Source organism: Staphylococcus sp. FSL K6-0223 (genome assembly GCF_038008285.1).
The window spans coordinates 543,655-568,528 of the sequence record NZ_JBBOYX010000002.1 but is presented as its reverse complement, the minus strand read 5'-3'; the positions used below and the strand labels follow the sequence as shown (position 1 = coordinate 568,528).

Below are 24,874 nucleotides of genomic sequence, written 5' to 3'. Positions count from 1 at the left end.
TTCAATGGAATAAATGAGTATGATAAAATGGTAGATGATTGTTTAATTAACCTATACAATAAAACAGAGATGATCAGGCTCGGAGGAAAGACCATGTTTAAAAAGCTAAAAAATAAAAATAAGACTGAAAATAATCTAAATAATGATTTAGATTTACATAATATTCCTGAACATGTTGCCATCATTATGGATGGAAATGGTCGATGGGCTAAAAAACGTAAAATGCCAAGAATAAAAGGACATTATGAAGGCATGCAAACAATCAAAAAAATTACTCGAGAAGCGAGTAATATTGGTATTAAGTATTTAACACTTTATGCTTTCTCCACAGAGAATTGGTCTAGACCTGAAAGCGAAGTTAATTATATTATGAATCTGCCTGTTAATTTTCTTAAAACATTTTTACCAGAGTTAATTGAAAAAAATGTTAAAGTTGAAACAATTGGATTCGGTGAAGGCTTACCCCAATCAACTATTGAAGCTATTAATCAAGCGAAAGAAAAGACGAAGAATAATACAGGATTAACATTAATTTTCGCTATTAATTATGGTGGACGTGCTGAAATTATTCAAAGTATGAAAGAAATATTTGAAGAGTTACAATCTGCGCATCAAAGTTCTGAAGCTATTGATGAAAATCTATTAAACAAACATTTAATGACTCGCGATTACCCTGATCCGGAATTACTAATTCGTACTTCTGGAGAACAAAGAATTAGTAACTTTTTAATTTGGCAAGCTTCATACAGTGAATTTATTTTTAATGAGAAGTTATGGCCAGATTTCGATGAAAATGAATTAAAAGAATGTTTAAAAATTTATCAATCGCGCCAAAGACGCTTTGGGGGATTAAGTGAGGAGTAAAGTATGAAAGTAAGAACATTAACTGCAATTATTGCCTTATTAATATTCTTGCCATTCTTACTAAAAGGTGGCATGATTTTAATGCTTTTCGCTTACTTATTAGCTTTAATTGCATTAAAAGAACTATTAAACATGAACATGATTAAGTTCTTATCTATACCAGGATTTATTAGTGCATTAGCCTTAATTATTATTATGTTGCCTCAAGATGCTGGGGAATGGGTACAAACTATACAACTTAAAAGCTTAATAGCTATGAGTTTTATTGTCCTAAGTTATACAGTGTTATCTAAGAACAGATTTAGTTTTATGGATGCAGCTTTTTGTCTTATGTCGGTAGCATATGTAGGTATTGGATTTATGTATTTCTATGAAACACGTTCAGAGGGATTACATTACATATTATTTGCCTTTCTAATAGTTTGGTTAACAGATACTGGAGCATATATTTTCGGTCGATTGATGGGTAAACATAAATTATGGCCTGTGATTAGCCCTAATAAAACGATTGAAGGTTTTATTGGGGGAATCATTTGTAGTTTACTCGTACCTTTAATTATGCAATTTTTCGTGAATTTCCATCTAAACATATGGCTGTTATTAATAGTTACAGTGATTTTAAGTATGTTTGGCCAATTAGGAGATTTAGTTGAATCTGGATTTAAGCGACACTTTGGTGTCAAAGATTCAGGCCGTATTTTACCAGGTCACGGTGGTATTTTAGATAGATTTGATAGTTTTATGTTTGTTTTACCACTATTAAATATTTTATTAATCCAAATTTAATTTGTGGTACAGTCTATAAAATAAAATAGATGTTATAATAAAGGAGTTATTGAGATATTGGAGAGAGTGCAATGTCTCTTAACTCCTTTTGAACACTATCACTGTATAAATCGTTAACTACAATTATACATATTTATTCGAGAATGAATCTAAGCGTATTATAATGTTTTATATTATTTGTTTATTCTAGTACTTAGATTTTTTGAAAATTAAACATAATATCAATAGAGGTGTAGAGTATGAGCTATTTAATAACAATAGTTTCATTTATCATCGTATTTGGTGTACTAGTTACTGTACATGAATACGGTCATATGTTCTTTGCTAAAAGAGCAGGTATCATGTGTCCTGAATTCGCGATTGGCATGGGGCCTAAAATTTTTAGTTTTAGAAAAGATGAAACATTATACACAATACGTTTATTACCTGTAGGCGGTTATGTAAGAATGGCTGGAGATGGACTTGAAGAGCCACCAGTTCAACCAGGTATGAACGTAAAAATTAAATTAAATGAAAAAGATGAAATTACGCATATTATTTTAGATGATCAACATAAATTCCAACAAATTGAAGCTATAGAAGTTAAAAAATGTGACTTTAAAGATGATTTATATATAGAAGGTATAACATCTTATGATGAAGAAAGACATCATTACTCAATCGCTAAGAAGGCATATTTTGTTGAAAATGGAAGTCTTATACAAATCGCCCCTAGAGATAGACAGTTTGCACATAAGAAACCATTACCCAAATTTTTAACACTTTTTGCCGGCCCGCTCTTCAATTTTATTCTAGCATTAGTGTTATTTATAGGTTTAGCTTATTACCAAGGTACGCCTACAAATACAATTGGAGAAGTAGTAAAGCATTCACCTGCAGATCAAGCTGGGTTACATAAAGGTGATAAAATTGTTGAAATCGGTGATCATAAAATTAAAGACTTTAGTGAAATAAGAAAAGTATTAGATGATAATAAAACTTCTAAAACAACAATTAAAGTACAAAGAGATCACCATTCAAAAACAATGCAACTTGAACCCAAAAAGGTAGAAAACAAAATTAGCAAAAACAAAAAGCAAACAAGTTACCAAATCGGATTTGCACCTAAGTTGGAGCACAGTATCTTTAAACCAATCAGTTATGGAATTTATAATTTCTTTGATAAAGGTAAATACATCTTCTCAGCGGTTGTTGGTATGATTGCTAGCATCTTTACTGGTGGTTTTTCATTCGACATGCTTAATGGTCCAGTAGGTATTTACCATAATGTGGACTCAGTTGTAAAGTCTGGTATTATCAACCTAATAGGCTATACAGCATTATTAAGTGTAAACTTAGGTATCATGAACTTATTACCTATTCCAGCGTTAGATGGTGGTCGAATTTTATTTGTATTATATGAGGCTATTTTCAGAAAGCCAGTGAATAAAAAGGCTGAAACAGCTATTATTGCAACAGGTGCATTATTTGTTGTTATTATTATGATTATCGTAACTTGGAACGATATACAACGGTATTTCTTATAATTAGGGAGGAAAATAGAGAATGAAACAATCTAAAGTATTTATACCAACGATGAGAGAAGTTCCTGCAGAAGCTGAAGCACTAAGTCATCGTTTATTACTTAAAGCAGGTTTAATCAAACAAAGTACTAGTGGAATCTATAGTTATTTACCACTAGCAACAAGAGTTTTAAATAACATTTCTAACATCGTACGAGAAGAAATGGAAAGTATTGATGCCGTTGAAATTTTAATGCCCGCTTTACAACAAGCTGAATTATGGGAAGAATCTGGACGTTGGGGAGCTTATGGTCCAGAGTTAATGCGACTCAAAGATAGAAATGGAAGAGAATTCGCATTGGGGCCTACGCATGAAGAGGTTGTAACTTCTCTAGTTAGAGACGAACTAAAATCATACAAACGTCTACCTCTTACCTTATTCCAAATTCAATCAAAATACCGTGATGAAAAGAGACCCCGCTTTGGATTATTACGCGGCAGAGAATTTATTATGAAAGATGCATATTCTTTCCACGCTGACGAAGAATCTTTAGATGCAACATATCAAGATATGTACAATGCATATAGTAAAATTTTCAAGCGTGTTGGGATTAACGCACGCCCTGTAGTCGCTGATTCAGGAGCGATTGGTGGTAATCACACTCATGAATTTATGGCACTAAGTGAAATTGGCGAAGATACAATTGTTTATAGTAACGAAAGTGACTATGCTGCTAATATTGAAAAAGCAGAAGTTATTTATCATCCTTCAGAAAAACATACTGAAACAGCTGAACTATCAAAAATTGAAACACCAAATGTCAAAACAGCACAAGAACTCGCAGATTTCTTAAATCGTCCACTAGATGAAATTGTTAAAACAATGATTTTCAAAGTAGATGGCGAATTTATTATGATTCTAATAAGAGGGCACCATGAATTAAACGATGTTAAATTAAAAGCATATTTCGGTACTGAAAATGTTGAAATGGCATCACAAGATGAAATTGTCAATTTAGTTGGTGCAAATCCTGGTTCTTTAGGCCCAATTCATAATAAAGAAATTAAGATATACGCAGATAACTATGTAAAAGATTTAAATAATCTTGTTATAGGTGCTAATGAAGATGGCTATCATTATGTTAATGCTAATGTAGAAAGAGATTTTAACATTGATGAATATGGTGATTTTAGATTTATTTTAGAAGGCGAAATGTTAAGTGATGGTTCTGGTAAAGCTCAATTTGCAGAAGGTATTGAAGTTGGTCAAGTCTTCAAGTTGGGTACAAAATACTCTGAAGCAATGAACGCTACTTTCCTTGATAATCAAGGTAAAGCGCAACCATTAATTATGGGATGCTACGGTATTGGTATTTCGAGAACTCTTAGCGCCATTGTTGAACAAAATAATGATGACAATGGTATTATTTGGCCGAAATCAGTCACACCATTTGATTTACACCTAATAACAATTAACCCTAAAAAAGATGATCAACGTGAATTAGGAGATCAATTATATGACCAATTAAATGGTAAATTCGATATTCTTTATGATGATAGAAAAGAACGCGCAGGTGTTAAATTTAACGATGCTGACTTAATTGGATTACCATTGCGAGTTGTAGTCGGTAAAAGAGCTGAAGAGGGTATTGTTGAGGTCAAACAACGCTTGAATGGTGAAAGTGAAGAGATTCACGTTAATGATTTAGAAAATTATTTAAAAGATTTATATGACAATTTAAAATAGATTTAGATTTTGAAAGTTAACTAGTTGAAGTAGGGCGGGGAATGAATTTTGAGTTTGAAATTCAAACCTGCTCTTCTTTATTGTTTTAAATATACAAATAATTTCTCATGAAAATTAATCAAATGAGTAGTATAATATGAATCAAATTTGCTATAAGATTTGAGTGTGCAGCAATAGTAGTTCTTATCACATACATAATTAGAATTTAAATAAAAGTACAAGTATTAAAAATTTAAGGTGGTTATTATTTTGGCAATGACAAATCAAGAAAAATTCAAAGTACTTGCCGATCAAATTAAAATATCAAATCAATTAGAGACTGATATTCTAAATGAGGGTGAACTGACTCGAATTGATGTTTCTAATAAGAATAGAACATGGGAATTTCAAATCTCATTACCACGTTTTCTTTCACATGAAGATTACCTATTATTTACTCATGCAATTGAAGAAGAGTTTAAAGAAATAGCCACAGTTACCATCCATTTCTCAATTAAAGATACAACTAACCAAGACGAACATGCATTAAAATACTTTGCCCATTGTATTGATCAAACGAGATTATCACCTAAAGTTAAAGGTCAATTAAAACAAAAGAAATTGATTATGTCTGGTAATGTAATCAAAGTTTTAGTATCCAATGATATTGAACGTAACCATTTTGACAAAGCATGTAATGGAAGTTTAGTTAAAGCTTTTCAAAAATGTGGTTTTAATATAGACAAGATTATCTTTGAAACAGATACTACGAATCATGATGATGATTTAGCCTCATTAGAAGCTCATATTCAACAAGAAGATGAACAAAGTGCTAGAGAAGCTACTGAAAAATTAGAAAAAATGAAGGCTGAAAAGGCTAAACAACAAGATAACAATGAAAGTTCTGTTGATAAGTGTCAAATTGGGAAAACAATTCAAGTTGAAAACATTCGCTCTATTGATTCAATTATCGAAGAAGAATTCAAAGTAGCAATTGAAGGTGTTATTTTCGATATAAATTTAAAAGAATTAAAAAGTGGACGTCATATCGTAGAGCTTAAAGTGACAGACTATACAGATTCTTTAGTTTTAAAAATGTTTACTCGTAAAAATAAAGATGACCTAGACCATTTTAAAGCTTTAAGTGTAGGAAAATGGGTCAGAGCACAAGGGCGTATTGAAGAAGATACATTTGTGCGTGATTTAGTCATGATGATGTCAGATATTGAAGAAATAAAAAAAGCACCAAAAAAAGACAAAGCTGATGAAAAACGTGTAGAATTTCACTTGCATACTGCAATGAGTCAAATGGACGGTATACCAAATATTGGTTCTTATGTTGAACAAGCTGCTGAGTGGGGTCATTCAGCTATTGCAGTTACTGATCATAATGTCGTTCAAGCATTTCCAGACGCACATAATGCTGCAGAGAAACACGGTATCAAAATGATTTATGGAATGGAGGGCATGCTTGTTGATGACGGTGTGCCTATCGCTTACAAACCTACTGATCGAGTATTAAAAGATGCTACTTATGTGGTATTTGACGTGGAAACAACTGGTTTATCTAATCAATACGATAAAATTATTGAGTTGGCAGCTGTCAAAGTTCATAATGGTGAAATTATTGATAAATTTGAGCGCTTTAGCAATCCTCATGAACGTTTATCTGAAACTATCATTAACTTAACTCATATTACAGACGATATGTTAACTGATGCTCCCGAAATTGAAGAAGTATTAACTGAATTTAAAGAATGGGTTGGAGACGCGATATTTGTAGCTCACAATGCCTCATTTGATATGGGATTTATTGATACTGGTTATGAGCGCTTAGGCTTTGGACCATCTACTAACGGAGTGATCGATACATTAGAACTTTCACGTACGATTAATACAGAATACGGTAAACACGGTTTAAACTTCCTTGCTAAAAAGTATGGCGTCGAACTTACACAACACCATAGAGCCATTTATGATACAGAAGCAACCGCTTATATTTTCATTAAAATGATTCAACAAATGACGGAACTGGGCGTTCTCAATCACAATGAAATAAATAAAAAACTAACAAATGAAGACGCATATAAAAGAGCACGTCCATCTCATGTAACACTTATAGTTCAAAACCAAGAGGGACTTAAAAATTTATTTAAAATTGTGAGTGCATCCTTAGTTAAATACTATTATCGTACGCCTAGAATTCCACGATCTCTTTTAAATGAATATAGAGAAGGTATATTAGTTGGTACTGCTTGTGATGAAGGTGAATTATTTACTGCTGTTATGCAGAAAGACCAAGCACAAGTTGAGAAAATTGCTAAGTACTATGACTTTATAGAAGTTCAACCACCTGCATTGTATCAGGACTTAATGGATAGAGAATTAATCCGAGATAACGAAACATTAACAGAGATTTATCAACGGTTAATTGAAGCGGGAGATAGTGTAAATATTCCAGTTATTGCGACAGGAAATGCACATTATTTATATGAACATGATGCAATTGCACGAAAAATTTTAATAGCGTCACAACCGGGTAATCCTTTAAATCGTACTACATTACCAGAAGCGCATTTTAGAACTACAGATGAAATGCTAGATGAGTTTCATTTTCTAGGAGAAGAGAAAGCTTATGAAATCGTAGTTAAAAATACGAATGAATTAGCAGAACGTATTGAAAGAGTTGTACCGATTAAAGATAAATTATTTACACCCAGAATGGAAGGTGCAAATGATGAGATCCGTGAGTTAAGTTACTCAAATGCTAAAAAGTTATATGGGGAAGATTTACCACAAATCGTTATAGATCGATTAGAAAAGGAATTAGAAAGTATTATAGGTAATGGTTTCTCTGTAATTTACTTAATTTCACAAAGATTAGTTAAAAAATCACTAGATGATGGTTATTTAGTAGGATCACGTGGTTCAGTAGGATCAAGTTTCGTAGCTACTATGACTGAAATAACCGAAGTCAATCCTTTACCACCTCATTATATATGTTCACATTGTAAAACAAGTGAGTTCTTCAATGATGGTTCAGTAGGTTCAGGTTTCGATCTTCCTGATAAAAAATGTCCTACATGTGGCAATGAACTCATAAAAGAGGGACAAGATATTCCTTTCGAAACATTCTTAGGTTTCAAAGGAGATAAAGTTCCCGATATTGATTTAAACTTTAGTGGGGAATATCAACCAAATGCGCATAACTATACCAAAGTTTTATTCGGAGAAGATAAGGTTTTCCGTGCAGGAACAATTGGTACAGTTGCTGAAAAAACTGCTTTCGGTTTTGTAAAAGGATACCTAAATGATCAAGGTATTCATAAACGTGGAGCTGAGATTGATAGATTGGTTAAAGGTTGTACTGGTGTAAAACGTACGACTGGACAACATCCGGGTGGTATTATAGTAGTCCCTGATTATATGGATATTTATGATTTTACACCTATACAGTTTCCGGCAGATGATCAAAGTGCAGCTTGGATGACAACTCACTTTGACTTCCACTCCATTCATGATAACGTATTAAAACTCGATATCCTTGGTCACGATGATCCAACAATGATACGTATGCTTCAAGACTTATCAGGTATTGATCCTAAAACTATTCCAGTTGATGATAAGGATACGATGCAGATTTTCAGTGGACCTGAAAGTTTAGGCGTTACTGAAGATGAAATACTATGTAAAACTGGTACATTTGGAGTTCCTGAATTTGGTACTGGGTTCGTTAGACAAATGTTAGAAGATACGAAACCAACAACCTTCTCAGAACTTGTACAAATTTCTGGATTATCACATGGTACTGATGTGTGGCTTGGTAATGCTCAAGAATTGATACGGCAAGGTATTTGTGATTTATCAAGCGTAATAGGTTGTCGTGATGATATCATGGTCTATCTTATGTATGCAGGATTAGAACCATCTATGGCCTTTAAAACAATGGAGTTTGTACGTAAAGGCCGTGGATTAACCGATGAAATGGTTGAAGCTATGAAAGAAAATGATGTACCTGACTGGTATTTAGATTCATGCCGAAAAATTAAATACATGTTCCCTAAGGCACATGCTGCAGCATATGTTCTAATGGCAGTAAGAATTGCTTATTTTAAAGTACATCATCCTTTATATTATTACGCAGCGTACTTCACAATAAGGGCTTCTGACTTTGATCTCATTACAATGATTAAAGATAAAACGAGTATACGTAACACTGTTAAAGATATGTACTCACGTTATATGGACTTAGGCAAAAAAGAAAAAGATGTTTTAACAGTTTTAGAAATTATGAACGAAATGGCACATCGAGGGTTCCGTATGCAACCAATTAGTCTCGAAAAAAGTCAGGCTTTCGACTTTGTTATTGAAGAAGATACGCTTATTCCTCCGTTTGTTGCAGTACCAGGTCTAGGTGAGAATGTTGCCAAACGGATTGTTGAAGCACGTGAAGAAGGACCTTTCTTATCCAAAGAAGATTTAAATAAGAAAGCAGGACTTTCACAAAAAGTTATTGATTACTTAGATGAGATGGGATCCTTACCAGGTTTACCAGATAAAGCACAATTATCTATTTTTGATATGTAATTTCCCCTTGAAAATGATTGCTATATATCAAATAGATTACCAAAATACAGGATTTAGGTGCTAAACAATAGAATGATAATAGCACCTCTATCCCTTCTACAACTTATGAAATTTGTTTAGTATCATGAGTTATGATATACTTTAATTGTGTAAAAAATGATTAAACTCAGGCAGAAGAGTGGGCATATACCCGCTCTTTTCTATTTGCCAAAAAAGGAGGCCTGTATGAGTAAAATTACTGAACAAGTAGAAACTATAATTCAGCCTATATTAGATGATTTAAAATTTGAACTTGTTGAAATTGAATATGTTAAAGAAGGTAAAGATCGCTTTCTTAGAGTGTCCATCGATAAAGAAGGTGGCGTAGATCTTAATGATTGTACTTTAGCTTCAGAAAAAATTAGTGAAGCAATGGATGAAAATGACCCTATCCCGGAAATGTATTACCTTGATGTAGCATCTCCAGGGGCAGAACGACCTATTAAAAAAGATAAAGATTTTCAAAATGCTGTAAGTCAACCTATATTTGTTTCACTTTATGCACCAATCGAAGGTGATAAAGAGTGGTTGGGAATATTAAAATCTGTAGATGAAGACAATATAGTTATGGAAGTAAAAGAAAAATCAAAAACCAAAGAAATTGAAATACCAAGAAATAAAATCGCTAAAGCACGTCACGCTGTTATGATTTAACGTGATGAGGAGGAAAAACTGTGTCAAGTAATGAATTATTATTAGCTACTGAATATTTAGAAAAGGAAAAGAAAATTCCTAGAGAAGTACTTATCGATGCTATTGAAGCTGCGCTAATCACTGCATATAAGAAAAATTATGACAGTGCAAGAAATGTAAGAGTAGAATTGAACATGGACGAAGGTTCGTTTAGAGTAATTGCTCGAAAAGAAGTCGTAGAGGAAGTCTTCGATGATAGAGATGAAGTAGATCTAAGCACTGCATTGGTAAAAAATCCAGCTTATGAAATTGGTGATATCTATGAAGAAGATGTTACTCCTAAAGACTTTGGACGAGTAGGCGCACAAGCAGCTAAACAAGCAGTTATGCAACGTTTAAGAGACGCTGAAAGAGAAATCCTATATGATGAATTTATTGATAAAGAAGAAGATATTTTAACAGGTGTGATTGACCGTGTCGATCATCGCTATGTTTACGTAAATTTAGGTAGAATTGAAGCTGTTTTATCTGAAGCTGAAAGAAGCCCTAACGAAAGTTACATCCCTAATGAACGTATTAAAGTTTATGTAAACAAAGTTGAACAAACAACAAAAGGACCTCAGATTTATGTTTCAAGAAGTCATCCTGGTTTATTAAAACGTTTATTTGAACAAGAAGTTCCAGAAATTTATGATGGAACTGTCATTGTTAAATCTGTAGCACGTGAAGCAGGAGACCGTTCTAAAATCAGTGTTTACTCTGATAATGCAGATATCGACGCAGTAGGTGCATGTGTAGGTTCTAAAGGTGCACGTGTTGAAGCTGTTGTTGAAGAACTTGGTGGAGAGAAAATAGACATTGTTCAATGGAATGAGGATCCGAAAGTATTCGTTAGAAATGCTTTAAGCCCATCACAAGTTCTAGAAGTTATTGTTGACGAAGAAAATCAATCAACAGTAGTAGTTGTACCTGATTACCAACTTTCTCTAGCAATAGGTAAACGTGGTCAAAATGCGCGTCTAGCAGCTAAATTAACTGGTTGGAAGATTGATATTAAATCTGAATCTGATGCACGTGAAGCAGGCGTTTACCCTGTAATTGAATCTGAAGAAGTTGCAGATGAAATCGTAAACACTGGTGATGAAGCTGTTGAATTTGATGACGTTAATTTAGAAGAATCTAATTTAACAACAGCAGAATTAGCTGCAGAGACTGATGAAGAAAAAGACTCTGATGCTGAAGAAGATAAAAATACAGAAGAATAGATTGGAGTGTTAACTTATGAAAAAGAAAAAAATTCCAATGCGAAAATGTATTATATCTAATGAAATGCATCCAAAGAAAGATATGATTCGAGTAGTCATCAATAAAGAAGGCGAAATCTTTGCAGATGCGACTGGTAAGAAACAAGGTCGTGGAGCATATGTTTCTAAAGATGTTTCTCTAGTTGAAAAGGCTCAACAAAAAGAGTTACTTGAAAAGTACTTTAACGCCTCTAAAGAAACACTAGAGCCGGTATATAAAGAAATTATTCGTTTAATTTATAGAGAAGAGATTCCTAAATGATTAAAGATCAAATATTTAATTTCCTGGGCTTAGCAATGAGAGCAGGAAAAGTTAAAAGTGGAGAATCTGTTATTTTAAACGACATTAAAACCAATAAGATTAAACTCGTAATCGTAGCAAACGACGCGTCTGACAATACTTTGAAAGTTATGAAAGATAAGTGCAAAAGCAATCAAGTTCCATTAAGGAATTTTGGAACGAGGGCTGAATTAGGGGGAGCACTTGGTAAAGGCGAGAGAGTTAATATTGGTGTAACAGATAATGGTTTTGCTAAAAAGTTATTATCAATGATAGATGAATATCGTAAGGAGTGATTATATGAGTAAAAAAAGAATTTACGAATATGCAAAAGAATTGAATCTAAAGAGTAAAGAGATTATAGATGAGTTAAAAAGTATGAACGTTGAAGTGTCGAACCATATGCAAGCTTTAGAAGACGACCAAATTAAAGCTTTAGATAAAAAGTTCAAAAAAGAACAAAACACAGACGACAAACAAAATACTCAAAATAATCACCAAAAATCTAATAATAAACAAAATCAAAATAATAAAGGCAATCAATCGAATAAAGATAAACAAAATAACAAAGGTAATCAACAAAAAAACAATAACCAACAAAAGAATCAAAACAAAAAAAATGGTCAGAACAATAAAGGCAAGCAACAAAATAAAAATAATAAAAGCAATAAAAATAACAAAAATAATAAACAGCTAAATCAAGATGCAGAACCTAAAGAAATGCCTTCAAAAATTACTTATCAAGAAGGAATTACTGTTGGTGAATTAGCTGAAAAACTTAATGTTGAATCTTCAGGTATCATCAAAAAATTATTCTTATTAGGAATTATGGCTAACATTAACCAATCATTAGATGAAGAAACATTAGAATTAATTGCAGATGATTATGGTGTGGAAATTGAACAAGAAGTAGTTATTGATGAAGAAGATTTATCTATTTATTTCGATGATGAAACTGAAGATCCTGATGCGATTGAAAGACCAGCTGTTGTTACAATTATGGGACACGTTGACCATGGTAAAACAACATTATTAGACTCTATTCGTCATACTAAAGTTACTGAAGGAGAAGCTGGAGGTATCACTCAACATATTGGTGCTTACCAAATTGAAAATAATGGAAAGAAAATTACTTTCTTAGATACTCCTGGACACGCAGCATTTACAACTATGCGTGCGCGTGGTGCTCAAGTAACAGATATTACAATTCTTGTAGTAGCTGCTGACGATGGTGTTATGCCACAAACAATTGAAGCAATCAACCACGCAAAAGAAGCAGATGTCCCTACAATTGTGGCAGTTAACAAAATTGATAAACCAACTGCAAATCCTGACCGTGTAATGCAAGAATTAACGGAATATGGTTTAATCCCAGAGGATTGGGGCGGTGACACAATCTTTGTACCACTTTCTGCTTTAAGTGGTGATGGTATCGAGGATTTACTAGAAATGATTGGACTTGTTGCAGAAGTTCAAGAACTTAAAGCTAATCCTGACAAACGTGCAGTAGGTACAGTTATTGAAGCTGAACTTGATAAATCACGTGGACCAGCTGCTTCCTTATTAGTACAAAACGGTACATTAAACGTTGGTGATTCAATTGTAGTAGGTAATACGTATGGTCGTATCCGAGCAATGGTTAATGACTTAGGTAAACGTATTAAATCAGCAGGCCCTTCAACACCTGTAGAAATCACTGGTATCAATGATGTACCACTTGCTGGAGATCGATTTGTAGTATTTAGTGATGAGAAACAAGCACGTCGTATAGGTGAAGCGCGTCATGAAGCAAGCGTGATTCAACAACGTCAAGAAAGTAAAAATGTTTCATTAGATAACTTATTTGAACAAATGAAACAAGGTGAAATGAAAGATTTAAATGTAATTATTAAAGGTGACGTTCAAGGTTCAGTAGAAGCATTAGCTGCTTCATTAATGAAAATTGATGTAGAAGGCGTAAATGTACGTATTATCCACACTGCAGTAGGTGCAGTTAATGAATCAGACGTAACATTAGCAAATGCTTCTAATGGTATCATCATTGGCTTTAACGTACGACCAGATGCTGGCGCAAAACGTGCTGCTGAAGCTGAAAATGTTGATATGAGATTACACCGCGTTATCTATAACGTAATTGAAGAAATTGAATCTGCTATGAAAGGTTTACTGGACCCTGAATATGAAGAACAAGTGATTGGTCAAGCTGAAGTTCGTCAAACATTCAAGGTGTCTAAAGTTGGTACAATTGCTGGTAGTTACGTGACTGAAGGTAAAATCACACGTAATGCGGGTGTACGAGTAATTAGAGACGGTATTGTATTATTCGAAGGTGAATTAGATACATTAAAACGTTTCAAAGATGATGCTAAAGAAGTAGCTCAAGGTTATGAGTGTGGTATTACTATTGAAAAATATAATGACCTAAAAGAAGGCGACATTATCGAAGCGTTTGAAATGGTTGAAATTCAACGATAATAAATATTTGAACTAATGAAATCTCCTCGCTATTTAGTAAAATAGGGAGGAGATTTTTAATAAAGCACATTGCTAAGAATAATATGATTTAATAAAATATTACTTGCTAAAGTAAATTTAATTTTAAAGAAAAATAAAATAAAGAGGTGAAATAAGATGAGTAATATGAGAGCTGAACGTGTTGGAGAACAAATGAAACAAGAAATCATGGATATCGTTAATAATAAAGTAAAAGATCCAAGAGTGGGATTCCTAACTATTACTGACGTTGAACTAACTAATGACTTATCTCACGCTAAAGTTTATCTCACAGTATTAGGTAGTAAAAAAGAGGTCGACAACACATTTAAAGCACTTGAAAAAGCTAAAGGTTTCATTAAATCTGAGCTAGGTTCAAGAATGCGTTTAAGAATTATTCCTGACTTAACATTTGAATATGATGAATCAATAGAATACGGAAATAAAATTGAACGCATGATTCAAGATTTACACAAAGAAGATAAATAAATTCTCAATTATAGTAGGTAGGCAGATTCATACAAATTTAAATGTATCTGCTTACCTACTTTTTTATATAAAAATAGTGGGCAATTATATCTAAAGAGATGTTATAATGATTGAGGTAAAATTAACTATAAATTAAAGGTGTGACAACATGTATAACGGTATATTACCCGTATTCAAAGAAAGAGGTTTGACGAGCCATGATGTCGTTTTTAAACTTAGAAAAATATTAAAAATGAAGAAGATCGGACACACAGGTACGTTGGACCCTGAAGTGGATGGGGTTCTGCCAATATGCCTTGGTAATGCTACTAGAGTGAGCGATTATGTGATGGAAATGGGAAAAACATATAAAGCTAAAGTTACTCTAGGAGTAAGCACAACAACTGAAGATCAAACTGGGGATACATTAGAGGTTAAAGGAATTAATAAAGACGATGTTACAGAACGGGATATTGATCAAACGCTTGAGAAATTTTTAGGCGTTATCGAACAAATTCCACCAATGTATTCATCAGTTAAAGTTAAAGGAAAAAAACTTTATGAGTATGCCCGTAATAATGAAGAAGTCGAAAGACCTGTAAAACATGTTCTTATCAAAAATATTTATAGAACTTCAAATTTAACTTTTCAAAATAACCAATGTCATTTTGAAATTGAAGTGAGTTGCGGTAAAGGCACATACATCAGAACTTTAGCTACTGATATTGGTAAGAAATTAGGTTATCCAGCGCATATGTCACGTTTGACAAGAGTTTCCTCAGGTGGTTTTCAAATCGACAAAAGTTTTAAATTAAAACAAATTAAGGACATGCATGAGCATGATTCATTACAAGATAAGCTATTTCCTATAGAATATGGCTTAAAAGGATTGCAAGAGATTGAAATAAATGATGAAGCATTTAAGAAAAGAATTTTAAATGGACAAAAATTTAATGTTATGGACTTAGATCAAGAAATAGAGTCACAGTTTGTTTTTATTGATCAAATGTCAAAAAAAGCATTAGCCATTTATATGGTACATCCTGAGAAGATAAATGAAATTAAACCGAAAAAAGTATTTAACTAAAGGAGAAATACATTTATGAAAGTGATAGAAGTTACCCATCCCATTCAAAAAAATCAATTAATTAATGAAAATGTTGCGATGGCGTTTGGTTTCTTTGATGGCATGCATCGAGGTCATGACAAGGTGTTTCAAGCTTTGAATCAAAAAGCGGAAGAAAATAATCTTAAGAAAGCTGTAATGACATTTGACCCGCATCCATCTGTTGTTTTGAATCCCGAACGTAAACGTACGACTTATTTAACACCACTTTCAGATAAATTAGAAATGATTGAACATCATGACGTTGACTACTGCATAGTTATTAATTTTTCTTCTCGTTTCGCTAGCGTCACTTCTGAAGAATTTATTCAAGAATATGTAATTAATAATAATGTAAAAGAAGTGATTGCTGGATTTGATTTTACTTTTGGGAAATTCGGAAAAGGGAACATGACTGTTTTACAAGAATCTAATGATTTTAAAACTACAATCGTAGGTAAACAAGAATTGGATTCTGAAAAGATTTCAACTACAGCTATAAGAGAAGCATTAACTGAAGGCAATTTAAGAAAAGCAAACGAAGAACTTGGTTATCTTTATAGAATTAAAGGAACAGTTGTTCAAGGAGAGAAACGAGGCAGAACTATAGGCTTCCCAACGGCAAACGTTCAACCAAGCGACGATTATGTGTTACCAAAAAAAGGTGTATATGCTGTTAGTATGGAAATTGGTCCAGAAAGTAAAATATATAGAGGCGTGGCCAATGTAGGAGTTAAACCAACTTTCCATGATCCTGCTAAAGCTGAAGTGGTTATAGAAGTAAATATTTTTGATTTTGATGAAAATATTTATGGCGAACGAGTTACTGTGTATTGGCACTATTTCTTGAGACCGGAAGTTAAATTTTCAGGTATAGATCCATTAGTTGAACAAATGAATGAAGATAAAGACCAAGCAAAATATTTATTATCTGTTGATTTCGGTGATGATGTATCGTATAATATTTAAAGTTGAGGAAGAAAAGCTAAGATAAATAGCTTACTTCTAAAATACCTTTTTCTTAGTAGGTCGAGTCTCCGACGCCTAACTCAGATTAAGGAGTTAAATTATATTAAGGAGGAAATTGATTATGGCAATTTCACAAGAACGTAAAGATGAATTAATTAAACAATACCGTGTACACGAAATTGATACTGGTTCTCCAGAGGTTCAAATCGCTGTTTTAACTGCAGAAATCGCTGCATTAAACGAGCATTTACGTGAACACAAAAAAGACCACCATTCACGTCGTGGATTATTAAAAATGGTAGGTCGTCGTAGACACTTATTAAACTACTTACGTAGTAAAGATATTCAACGTTACCGTGAATTAATTAAATCATTAGGTATCCGTCGTTAATCTTAATATAGAATTACGAAAGTACCAGTTGAATGATACTTTTATTATAGTTTACTACTAAATAAATTTAATTAAGATGACTGTTTGAAAGCACTTTTCAAACGAGGAGTCAAAATGTATTACGGCGGGATTTTACTATTAGTAAATGAGCTAGTCATGCATAAGACGACAATGAGTGAAAGAGCTTGTCTACAGTCAAAGGAAAGCACCAGTTGAATGGTACTTTCCTTTTTTTATTATCGTACATAATAAAAAATATAAAAATATGTGAATAAATGATATGATGTAAGTAATAGAATGAAGAGAGGAGATTCATAATGTCTCAAGAGAAGAAAGTTTTCAAAACTGAATGGGCTGGACGCTCTTTAACGATTGAGACAGGGCAATTAGCTAAACAAGCTAATGGTGCTGTGTTAGTACGTTATGGAGATACAGTTGTGTTATCAACTGCTACTGCTTCAAAGGAACCTAGAGATGGTGACTTTTTCCCATTAACAGTGAACTATGAAGAAAAAATGTATGCAGCAGGTAAAATTCCTGGTGGATTTAAAAAAAGAGAAGGACGACCAGGTGATGAAGCGACGCTGACAGCTCGTTTAATCGATAGACCTATTCGTCCCCTTTTCCCTAAAGGATACAGACATGATGTTCAGATTATGAATATCGTCTTAAGTGCTGATCCAGATTGTTCACCTGAAATGGCTGCAATGATTGGTTCTTCAATGGCTTTAAGCGTCTCAGATATTCCTTTCCAAGGACCAATCGCAGGCGTAAACGTAGGTTATGTTGATGGAAATTATGTTATTAACCCTTCAGTTGATGAAAAGGAAGTTTCTAGATTAGATTTAGAAGTAGCTGGCCATAAAGATGCCGTAAATATGGTAGAAGCTGGAGCTAGCGAAATTACAGAAAGTGAAATGCTTGAGGCAATCTTCTTTGGACATGAAGAAATCAAACGTTTAGTTGCATTCCAACAAGAAATCATCGATCATATTCAACCTGAGAAACAAGAATTTATTCCAGTTGAACGTGATGAAGCACTCGTTGAAAAAGTAAAAGCTTTAACTGAAGAAAAAGGATTAAAAGAAACAGTTTTAACTTTTGATAAACAACAGCGTGATGAAAATCTAGATGCGCTAAAAGAAGAAGTAGTTGCACATTTTATTGATAAAGAAGATCCAGAAAACGAAGCGCTTATTAATGAAGTGTACGCAATTTTAAACGATTTAGTGAAAGAAGAAGTTAGACGTTTAATTGCAGATGAAAAAATTCGTCCAGATGGTCGAAAAGTTGATGAAATACGACCACTTGATTCAGAAGTTGGCTTGCTTCCAAGAGCTCATGGTTCTGGATTGTTCACACGTGGTCAAACACAAGCGTTATCCGTGTTAACGTTAGGTGCTTTAGGTGATTATCAACTTATTGATGGTTTAGGGCCAGAAGTAGAAAAACGCTTTATGCATCATTATAATTTCCCTAACTTCTCAGTAGGTGAGACAGGACCTGTTCGTGCACCAGGACGTCGTGAAATTGGTCATGGTGCTCTAGGTGAAAGAGCTTTACGTTATATTATTCCTGACACAGCTGATTTCCCTTACACAATTCGTATAGTAAGTGAAGTATTAGAATCAAATGGTTCTTCTTCGCAAGCATCAATTTGTGGATCAACATTAGCTTTAATGGATGCCGGCGTACCTATTAAAGCTCCTGTAGCGGGTATTGCAATGGGTCTTGTGACTCGTGATGATAGCTATACTATTTTAACTGATATTCAAGGTATGGAAGACGCACTTGGTGATATGGACTTCAAAGTGGCTGGTACTAAAGAAGGTATTACTGCTATTCAAATGGATATTAAGATAGATGGATTGACACGTGAAGTTATTGAAGAAGCACTTGAACAAGCACGTCAAGGCCGATTAGCTATTATGGATCATATGCTACAAACAATTGATCATCCTCGAAAAGAACTAAGTGCTTATGCACCGAAAGTTGTTACTATGCATATTAATCCTGATAAAATCAGAGATGTTATAGGACCTGGTGGTAAAAAAATTAACGAAATTATTGATGAAACAGGTGTCAAATTAGATATCGAACAAGACGGTACAATCTTTATAGGTGCTGTAGATCAAGCTATGATTGATCGTGCGAAAGAAATTATTGAGGATATTACACGTGAAGCTGAAGTAGGTCAAGTTTATAATGCTAAAGTTAAACGTATTGAGAAATATGGTGCTTTCGTCGAATTATTCCCAGGAAAGGACGCATTACTTCACATTTCACAAATATCTAAAGAACGAATCAATAAAGTTGAAGATGTATTAAACATTGGCGATTCAATTGAAGTTAAAATTACAGAAATTGATAAACAAGGTCGTGTCAATGCATCTCATAAAGCTTTATTAGATGATTAGATTTAACTATTAAGGTTGAGTATTCTTAAATGAATGCTCAATCTTTTTATTTTATTGTAAAAATAAAATCAGTTTAAAAGTTTCATTTCAATTAGTTATTTTAATTTAAATGATAATTCAAAATGTTCAAGCGGTTCAACCGTGCAATAATAGTGTACATCACGCATATTTTAACTTATAATAAATGGTGAGTTTATATATGGACGGGTCATTATTTATAGGAGGTAACATTTTGAATTTAATAAAGAAAAAAAATAAAGATATTCGCATCATACCACTTGGTGGTGTAGGCGAAATCGCTAAAAATATGTACATCGTTGAAGTAGACGATGAAATGTTTATGTTAGATGCGGGATTAATGTTCCCTGAAGATGAAATGTTAGGTGTGGATATCGTTATTCCTGACATTCAGTACGTAATTGAAAACAAAGATAAATTAAAAGGTATTTTCCTTTCACATGGTCATGAGCACGCAATTGGTGCAGTTAGCTATATTTTAGAGCAAATTGACGCGCCAGTTTATGGTTCTAAATTAACGATTGCACTTATTAAAGAAAATATGAAGGCCCGTAATATTAAGAAAAAAGTGCGCTACTATACAGTATCTCATGATTCAGTAATGAAATTTAAAAATGTGAATGTGAGCTTCTTTAATACTACACACAGTATTCCAGATAGCTTGGGGATTTGCATTCATACTTCTTATGGTTCAATTGTATATACAGGAGAATTTAAATTCGACCAAAGTTTACATGGTCAATATGCACCTGATATGAAGCGCATGGCTGAAATTGGTGATGAAGGTGTATTTGCTTTAATTAGTGATTCTACAGAAGCAGAAAAACCTGGCTATAACACTCCTGAAAATGTCATTGAACATCACATGTATGACGCATTCACTAAAGTTAAAGGAAGACTTATTGTTTCTTGCTATGCATCAAATTTTATTCGCATACAACAAGTTCTAAATATAGCTAGTAAATTGAATCGAAAAGTATCATTCTTAGGTCGCTCACTTGAAAGTTCATTTAATATTGCTCGTAAGATGGGATATTTTGATATTCCGAAGGATTTATTAATTCCTATCAATGAAGTTGATAATTATCCTAAAAATGAAGTTATTATTATTGCAACTGGTATGCAAGGCGAACCTGTAGAGGCTTTAAGCCAAATGGCTCAAAAGAAACATAAAATTATGAATATTGAAGAAGGCGATTCAGTATTCTTAGCAATCACGGCTTCTGCTAATATGGAAGTTATCATAGCTGATACTTTAAATGAACTTGTACGTGCAGGGGCACACATCATCCCTAACAATAAAAAAATCCATGCTTCAAGTCATGGTTGTATGGAAGAATTAAAAATGATGTTAAATATAATGAAACCTGAATACTTTATTCCAGTGCAAGGTGAATTTAAAATGCAAATTGCTCACGCTAAATTAGCAGCAGAATCAGGTGTAGCACCTGAAAAGATTTTCTTAGTTGAAAAAGGTGATGTGATCAATTACAACGGTAAAGATATGGTACTCAATGAAAAGGTAAATTCAGGTAATGTACTTATCGATGGTATTGGTGTCGGAGACGTAGGTAATATTGTCTTAAGAGACCGCCATTTATTAGCTGAAGATGGAATTTTCATTGCTGTTGTCACGCTAGATCCTAAGAATAGACGTATCGCTGCAGGACCTGAAATTCAATCAAGAGGGTTCGTTTATGTTAGAGAAAGTGAAGAATTATTAAATGAAGCCGAAGAAAAAGTGCGTACAATTGTAGAAGCAGGTTTACAAGAAAAACGTATAGAATGGTCTGAAATTAAGCAAAATATGCGAGATCAAATTAGCAAATTATTATTTGAAAGCACGAAACGTCGTCCAATGATTATTCCAGTAATTTCTGAGATTTAATCTTAATAAATAACATTTGAAGAGGTTGGGACAATTGTGTATAGCAAATCATTTAAGGGATTTAAGATGATTATGCTCTGCAACGAGGTCTTCTTAATTTTTGTTCAAACATATCTAATTGGGATATAAGAATAATTGAGATGGCTTTAAACAATTAATTGTCCCTGCCTCTTTCATCTTATTAAATATATACATAATAGTTATTATTAGGCCGTAATTAAATAACTGTGAAAGATTAAAAAAGAAGGTGTGAAATCTTGCCACAAACAAAGAAAAAAACAACGACTAGAAGGAAAAGTAATGCTACGCGTAAAAATAGTAAAAGAAAAAAACAAAATGAGAGCCCTTTACGCTACATCATTGCTATTGTCATAATCATTCTTGTCGTTTTAGGAGCTTTTCAATTAGGCATAGTTGGTCAAATGATTGATAGTTTCTTCAATTATCTATTCGGTATGAGTAGATTTCTGACTTATATTTTAGTGATTCTAGGTACAGTCTTCATTACATATTCTAAAAAAATTCCTAAAACGCGTCGAAGTATTGGTGCGCTTGTTTTGCAATTTGCTTTGCTATGTATAACGCAACTTTATTACCATTTTAGTAAAGGCGTGTCATCTGAAAGAGAGCCAGTATTATCATATGTTTATAAATCATATGAACATACACACTTTCCTAACTTCGGAGGAGGTTTAATAGGTTTTTACTTATTTAAATTATTAATACCTCTTATATCAATAGCTGGCGTTATAATTATTACTGTTCTACTAATAGCTTCAAGTATCATACTTTTATCAAACTTAAGACATAGAGATGTAAGTAAAAGCCTATTTGAAAGTATGAAATCATCTAGTAAAAGTGCTTCAGAATCATTTAGAGACAAAAGAGAAACGAGTAAAGCTAGAAAAGAAGAGAGGGCTCAATTAAAAGCAGAGAGATCTGAAGAGAAAAAGAGAAAGAAAGAACAAGAAAGATTGCAACAAGAAAATGTCAAAGATGTTAGTGATCTTCCTGAAGTTCCACAAAATAATGACATACCTATTTACGGGCACAGTGACCAAGAAGATAAAAGCAATAGTGCACCTAAGACACGTAAAAAGCGTATTTTTGATCATGAGGCTAATAGTAGTGGAATCACTTCAAACTCACAAGATATTAAACAGAGTGACAACAAAGGTAATGTTTCAAGTTCTAATGAAGACAATGACAATGATAGCAGTAACGCTGAAGGATCAATCTCTGAAGCTGGAGAAGTAGCAAATGTGGAGTATGTGGTTCCACCTTTATCATTACTTAATCAACCAGCTAAACAACAGTCTACTTCTAAAGCTGAAGTTCAAAGAAAAGGTCAGGTCTTAGAATCTACAATGAAGAATTTTGGTGTCAATGCGAAAGTGACCCAAATTAAAATTGGTCCTGCGGTAACTCAATATGAAGTTCAGCCAGCTCAAGGTGTTAAAGTAAGTAAAATCGTTAACTTACATAATGACATTGCTTTAGCATTAGCAGCGAAAGATGTTCGTATAGAAGCTCCTATTCCTGGACGTTCAGCAGTAGGAATCGAAGTTCCTAATGACAAAATTTCATTAGTATCACTTAAAGAAGTTTTAGAAGAGAAGTTTCCATCTCAACATAAATTAGAAGTTGGTATTGGACGAGATATATCTGGAGAACCTGTATCTATACAACTCAATGAAATGCCTCATTTACTTGTAGCAGGTTCTACAGGTAGTGGTAAATCAGTATGTATCAATGGAATAATCACAAGCATTTTACTTAATGCTAAGCCGCATGAGGTAAAACTTATGTTAATTGATCCGAAAATGGTAGAATTAAACGTATATAATGGCATACCTCATCTACTTATCCCGGTAGTAACTAATCCACACAAGGCATCGCAAGCGCTTGATAAAGTAGTTGCAGAAATGGAACGTCGTTATGATTTATTCCAACATTCTTCAACAAGAAATATCGAAGGATATAATCAGTATATTCGTAAACAAAATGAAGAGTTAGAAGAGAAACAATCAGAACTTCCTTACATTGTAGTTATTGTTGATGAGTTAGCAGATTTAATGATGGTCGCAGGTAAAGAAGTTGAAAATGCGATTCAACGAATTACTCAAATGGCTAGAGCTGCAGGTATTCATTTAATAGTAGCCACTCAAAGACCTTCAGTAGACGTAATCACTGGTATCATTAAAAATAATATTCCTTCACGTATAGCTTTTGCAGTAAGTTCACAAACTGATTCTAGAACTATTATAGGTTCAGGTGGTGCCGATAAGTTATTAGGTAAAGGCGATATGTTATATATTGGTAATGGTGAATCGACTCAAACACGTATCCAAGGTGCCTTCTTGAGCGATAAGGAGGTTCAAGATGTAGTGGACTACGTTGTAGAACAACAAAAAGCAAATTATGTAAAAGAAATGGAACCTGACGCACCAGTTGATAAATCAGAGATGAAAAGTGAAGATTCCTTATATGATGAAGCCTACTTGTTTGTAATAGAACAACAAAAAGCGAGCACATCTTTATTACAAAGACAATTTAGAATTGGTTATAATCGTGCTTCACGATTAATGGACGATTTAGAACGTAATCAAGTCATCGGTCCTCAAAAAGGAAGTAAACCAAGACAAATTCTAGTTGATTTAGATAATGATGAGGTGTAAAAATGTCGGAAATGAATGCGATTTATAGAGTTAAACAATACATTTTAAAGTTAATAAAAAATGGAGAATTGGATAATACTGGTAAGCTACCAAGTAATTTATCAATTGCACGTGCACTCAACGTGAAAACGGACGATGTTTATGATGGGATTGGTGAATTAATTACCGAACAAATTGTAACTGATAATTTTGAAGAGGGGACTAGTGTTAAAAAACAGCCTCCCTTCTTTTATCCATTAGATAAGTTAGTAAGTATTAGTAATATGATTGAAGAAGCTGGGTATAAAGCAGGTATAGAATATTTAAATTTTGATGAACAACCAGCAACTATTCTTGATGCTGAATTATTAGAAATAAGTGATAAAGAACCTGTGACTATCATTGAAAGATTAAGAACGGCTGATCAAATACCAGTAGTTTACTGTTTAGATAAAATCGCTAAACAAAATCTAACTTGTACAGACTATCAAAAAAGTAGTGGCTCTATGTTAAGAGCTATTAAAGAATCAACAGGACATGAGGTTAAACATGCAGAAATGGACTTAGAAGCAATTAGTTATGAACCTCATATTTCAGAAGTGTTAAACGCTTCTCCACATGAAGGTTTAATGCTATTAAAGGTTGTTCATTATGATGAGCAAGATCAACCTATTTTATATTCATTAAACTATATTAAAAGTAGTTTGGTTAAATTTAAAATAAATAAAAGCTAAGTAAATATTAAAT

At 33.2% G+C, this 24,874-nt stretch carries 17 protein-coding genes and 2 pseudogenes; all 19 read left to right on the top strand.

Features of this window, described 5'->3' with window-relative positions; genetic code table 11:
- Positions 1 to 93: 93 nt before the first annotated feature.
- The 19 genes and pseudogenes from MHI13_RS13665 to MHI13_RS13580 all read left to right on the top strand — a co-directional run bounded on the left by MHI13_RS13665 (position 94) and on the right by MHI13_RS13580 (position 24,861).
- Positions 94 to 864 (top strand): isoprenyl transferase, encoded by a 771-nt coding sequence (locus MHI13_RS13665; RefSeq protein WP_002436351.1) that lies wholly within the window; start codon positions 94 to 96, stop codon positions 862 to 864.
- Positions 865 to 867: 3 nt separating this feature from the next.
- Positions 868 to 1,650, top strand: coding sequence for a phosphatidate cytidylyltransferase (locus MHI13_RS13660; protein WP_002436308.1), 783 nt, complete (start codon positions 868 to 870; stop codon positions 1,648 to 1,650).
- 239 nt (positions 1,651 to 1,889) lie between these two features.
- Positions 1,890 to 3,176 (top strand): RIP metalloprotease RseP, encoded by a 1,287-nt coding sequence (gene rseP / locus MHI13_RS13655; protein ID WP_064210563.1) that lies wholly within the window; start codon positions 1,890 to 1,892, stop codon positions 3,174 to 3,176.
- 19 nt (positions 3,177 to 3,195) lie between these two features.
- Positions 3,196 to 4,899 carry a proline--tRNA ligase gene (locus MHI13_RS13650; RefSeq protein ID WP_064210564.1) on the top strand — a complete coding sequence of 568 codons (1,704 nt, stop codon included), beginning with the start codon at positions 3,196 to 3,198 and terminating at the stop codon, positions 4,897 to 4,899.
- Positions 4,900 to 5,154: 255 nt separating this feature from the next.
- The gene (locus MHI13_RS13645) at positions 5,155 to 9,465 is read left to right on the top strand and encodes a PolC-type DNA polymerase III (protein ID WP_107361350.1); all 4,311 of its coding nucleotides are present in this window, start codon (positions 5,155 to 5,157) and stop codon (positions 9,463 to 9,465) included.
- Between the two features lie 225 nt (positions 9,466 to 9,690).
- Positions 9,691 to 10,158, top strand: a complete 468-nt coding sequence (gene rimP / locus MHI13_RS13640) for a ribosome maturation factor RimP (RefSeq protein ID WP_002436317.1) — start codon at positions 9,691 to 9,693, stop codon at positions 10,156 to 10,158.
- Positions 10,159 to 10,178: 20 nt separating this feature from the next.
- Complete coding sequence (gene nusA / locus MHI13_RS13635; RefSeq protein ID WP_064210566.1) at positions 10,179 to 11,402, top strand: transcription termination factor NusA; 1,224 nt, start codon at positions 10,179 to 10,181, stop codon at positions 11,400 to 11,402.
- Between the two features lie 16 nt (positions 11,403 to 11,418).
- Entirely contained in the window at positions 11,419 to 11,703 is a 285-nt protein-coding gene (rnpM, locus tag MHI13_RS13630) for an RNase P modulator RnpM (RefSeq protein WP_002436310.1), read from the top strand.
- Positions 11,700 to 12,017 (top strand): L7Ae/L30e/S12e/Gadd45 family ribosomal protein, encoded by a 318-nt coding sequence (locus MHI13_RS13625; protein ID WP_064210567.1) that lies wholly within the window; start codon positions 11,700 to 11,702, stop codon positions 12,015 to 12,017. Before rnpM ends, MHI13_RS13625 begins: the two co-directional genes overlap by 4 nt.
- Positions 12,018 to 12,021: 4 nt before the next feature.
- Positions 12,022 to 14,196 (top strand): translation initiation factor IF-2, encoded by a 2,175-nt coding sequence (gene infB / locus MHI13_RS13620; protein ID WP_064210568.1) that lies wholly within the window; start codon positions 12,022 to 12,024, stop codon positions 14,194 to 14,196.
- A 156-nt stretch (positions 14,197 to 14,352) separates the two neighbouring features.
- On the top strand, positions 14,353 to 14,703 hold the full coding sequence (gene rbfA, locus MHI13_RS13615) for a 30S ribosome-binding factor RbfA (protein ID WP_002436301.1): 351 nt from the start codon (positions 14,353 to 14,355) through the stop codon (positions 14,701 to 14,703).
- Between the two features lie 148 nt (positions 14,704 to 14,851).
- The gene (truB, locus tag MHI13_RS13610; protein WP_064210569.1) at positions 14,852 to 15,769 is read left to right on the top strand and encodes a tRNA pseudouridine(55) synthase TruB; all 918 of its coding nucleotides are present in this window, start codon (positions 14,852 to 14,854) and stop codon (positions 15,767 to 15,769) included.
- 15 nt (positions 15,770 to 15,784) lie between these two features.
- The gene (ribF, locus tag MHI13_RS13605; protein WP_064210570.1) at positions 15,785 to 16,756 is read left to right on the top strand and encodes a riboflavin biosynthesis protein RibF; all 972 of its coding nucleotides are present in this window, start codon (positions 15,785 to 15,787) and stop codon (positions 16,754 to 16,756) included.
- Between the two features lie 121 nt (positions 16,757 to 16,877).
- Positions 16,878 to 17,147, top strand: coding sequence for a 30S ribosomal protein S15 (gene rpsO, locus MHI13_RS13600; protein ID WP_340761294.1), 270 nt, complete (start codon positions 16,878 to 16,880; stop codon positions 17,145 to 17,147).
- Between the two features lie 317 nt (positions 17,148 to 17,464).
- Positions 17,465 to 19,564 (top strand): polyribonucleotide nucleotidyltransferase, encoded by a 2,100-nt coding sequence (pnp, locus tag MHI13_RS13595; RefSeq protein WP_064210571.1) that lies wholly within the window; start codon positions 17,465 to 17,467, stop codon positions 19,562 to 19,564.
- A gap of 232 nt (positions 19,565 to 19,796) precedes the next feature.
- The gene (gene rnjB, locus MHI13_RS13590) at positions 19,797 to 21,470 is read left to right on the top strand and encodes a ribonuclease J2 (RefSeq protein WP_064210572.1); all 1,674 of its coding nucleotides are present in this window, start codon (positions 19,797 to 19,799) and stop codon (positions 21,468 to 21,470) included.
- Positions 21,471 to 21,727: 257 nt separating this feature from the next.
- Positions 21,728 to 22,675 (top strand): annotated as a pseudogene (locus MHI13_RS23490) (cell division protein FtsK); the annotation flags it as partial.
- A gap of 12 nt (positions 22,676 to 22,687) precedes the next feature.
- Positions 22,688 to 24,148: pseudogene (locus MHI13_RS23485) on the top strand (DNA translocase FtsK); the annotation flags it as partial.
- A gap of 2 nt (positions 24,149 to 24,150) precedes the next feature.
- Positions 24,151 to 24,861 (top strand): GntR family transcriptional regulator, encoded by a 711-nt coding sequence (locus MHI13_RS13580; RefSeq protein WP_037548864.1) that lies wholly within the window; start codon positions 24,151 to 24,153, stop codon positions 24,859 to 24,861.
- Positions 24,862 to 24,874: the final 13 nt, after the last annotated feature.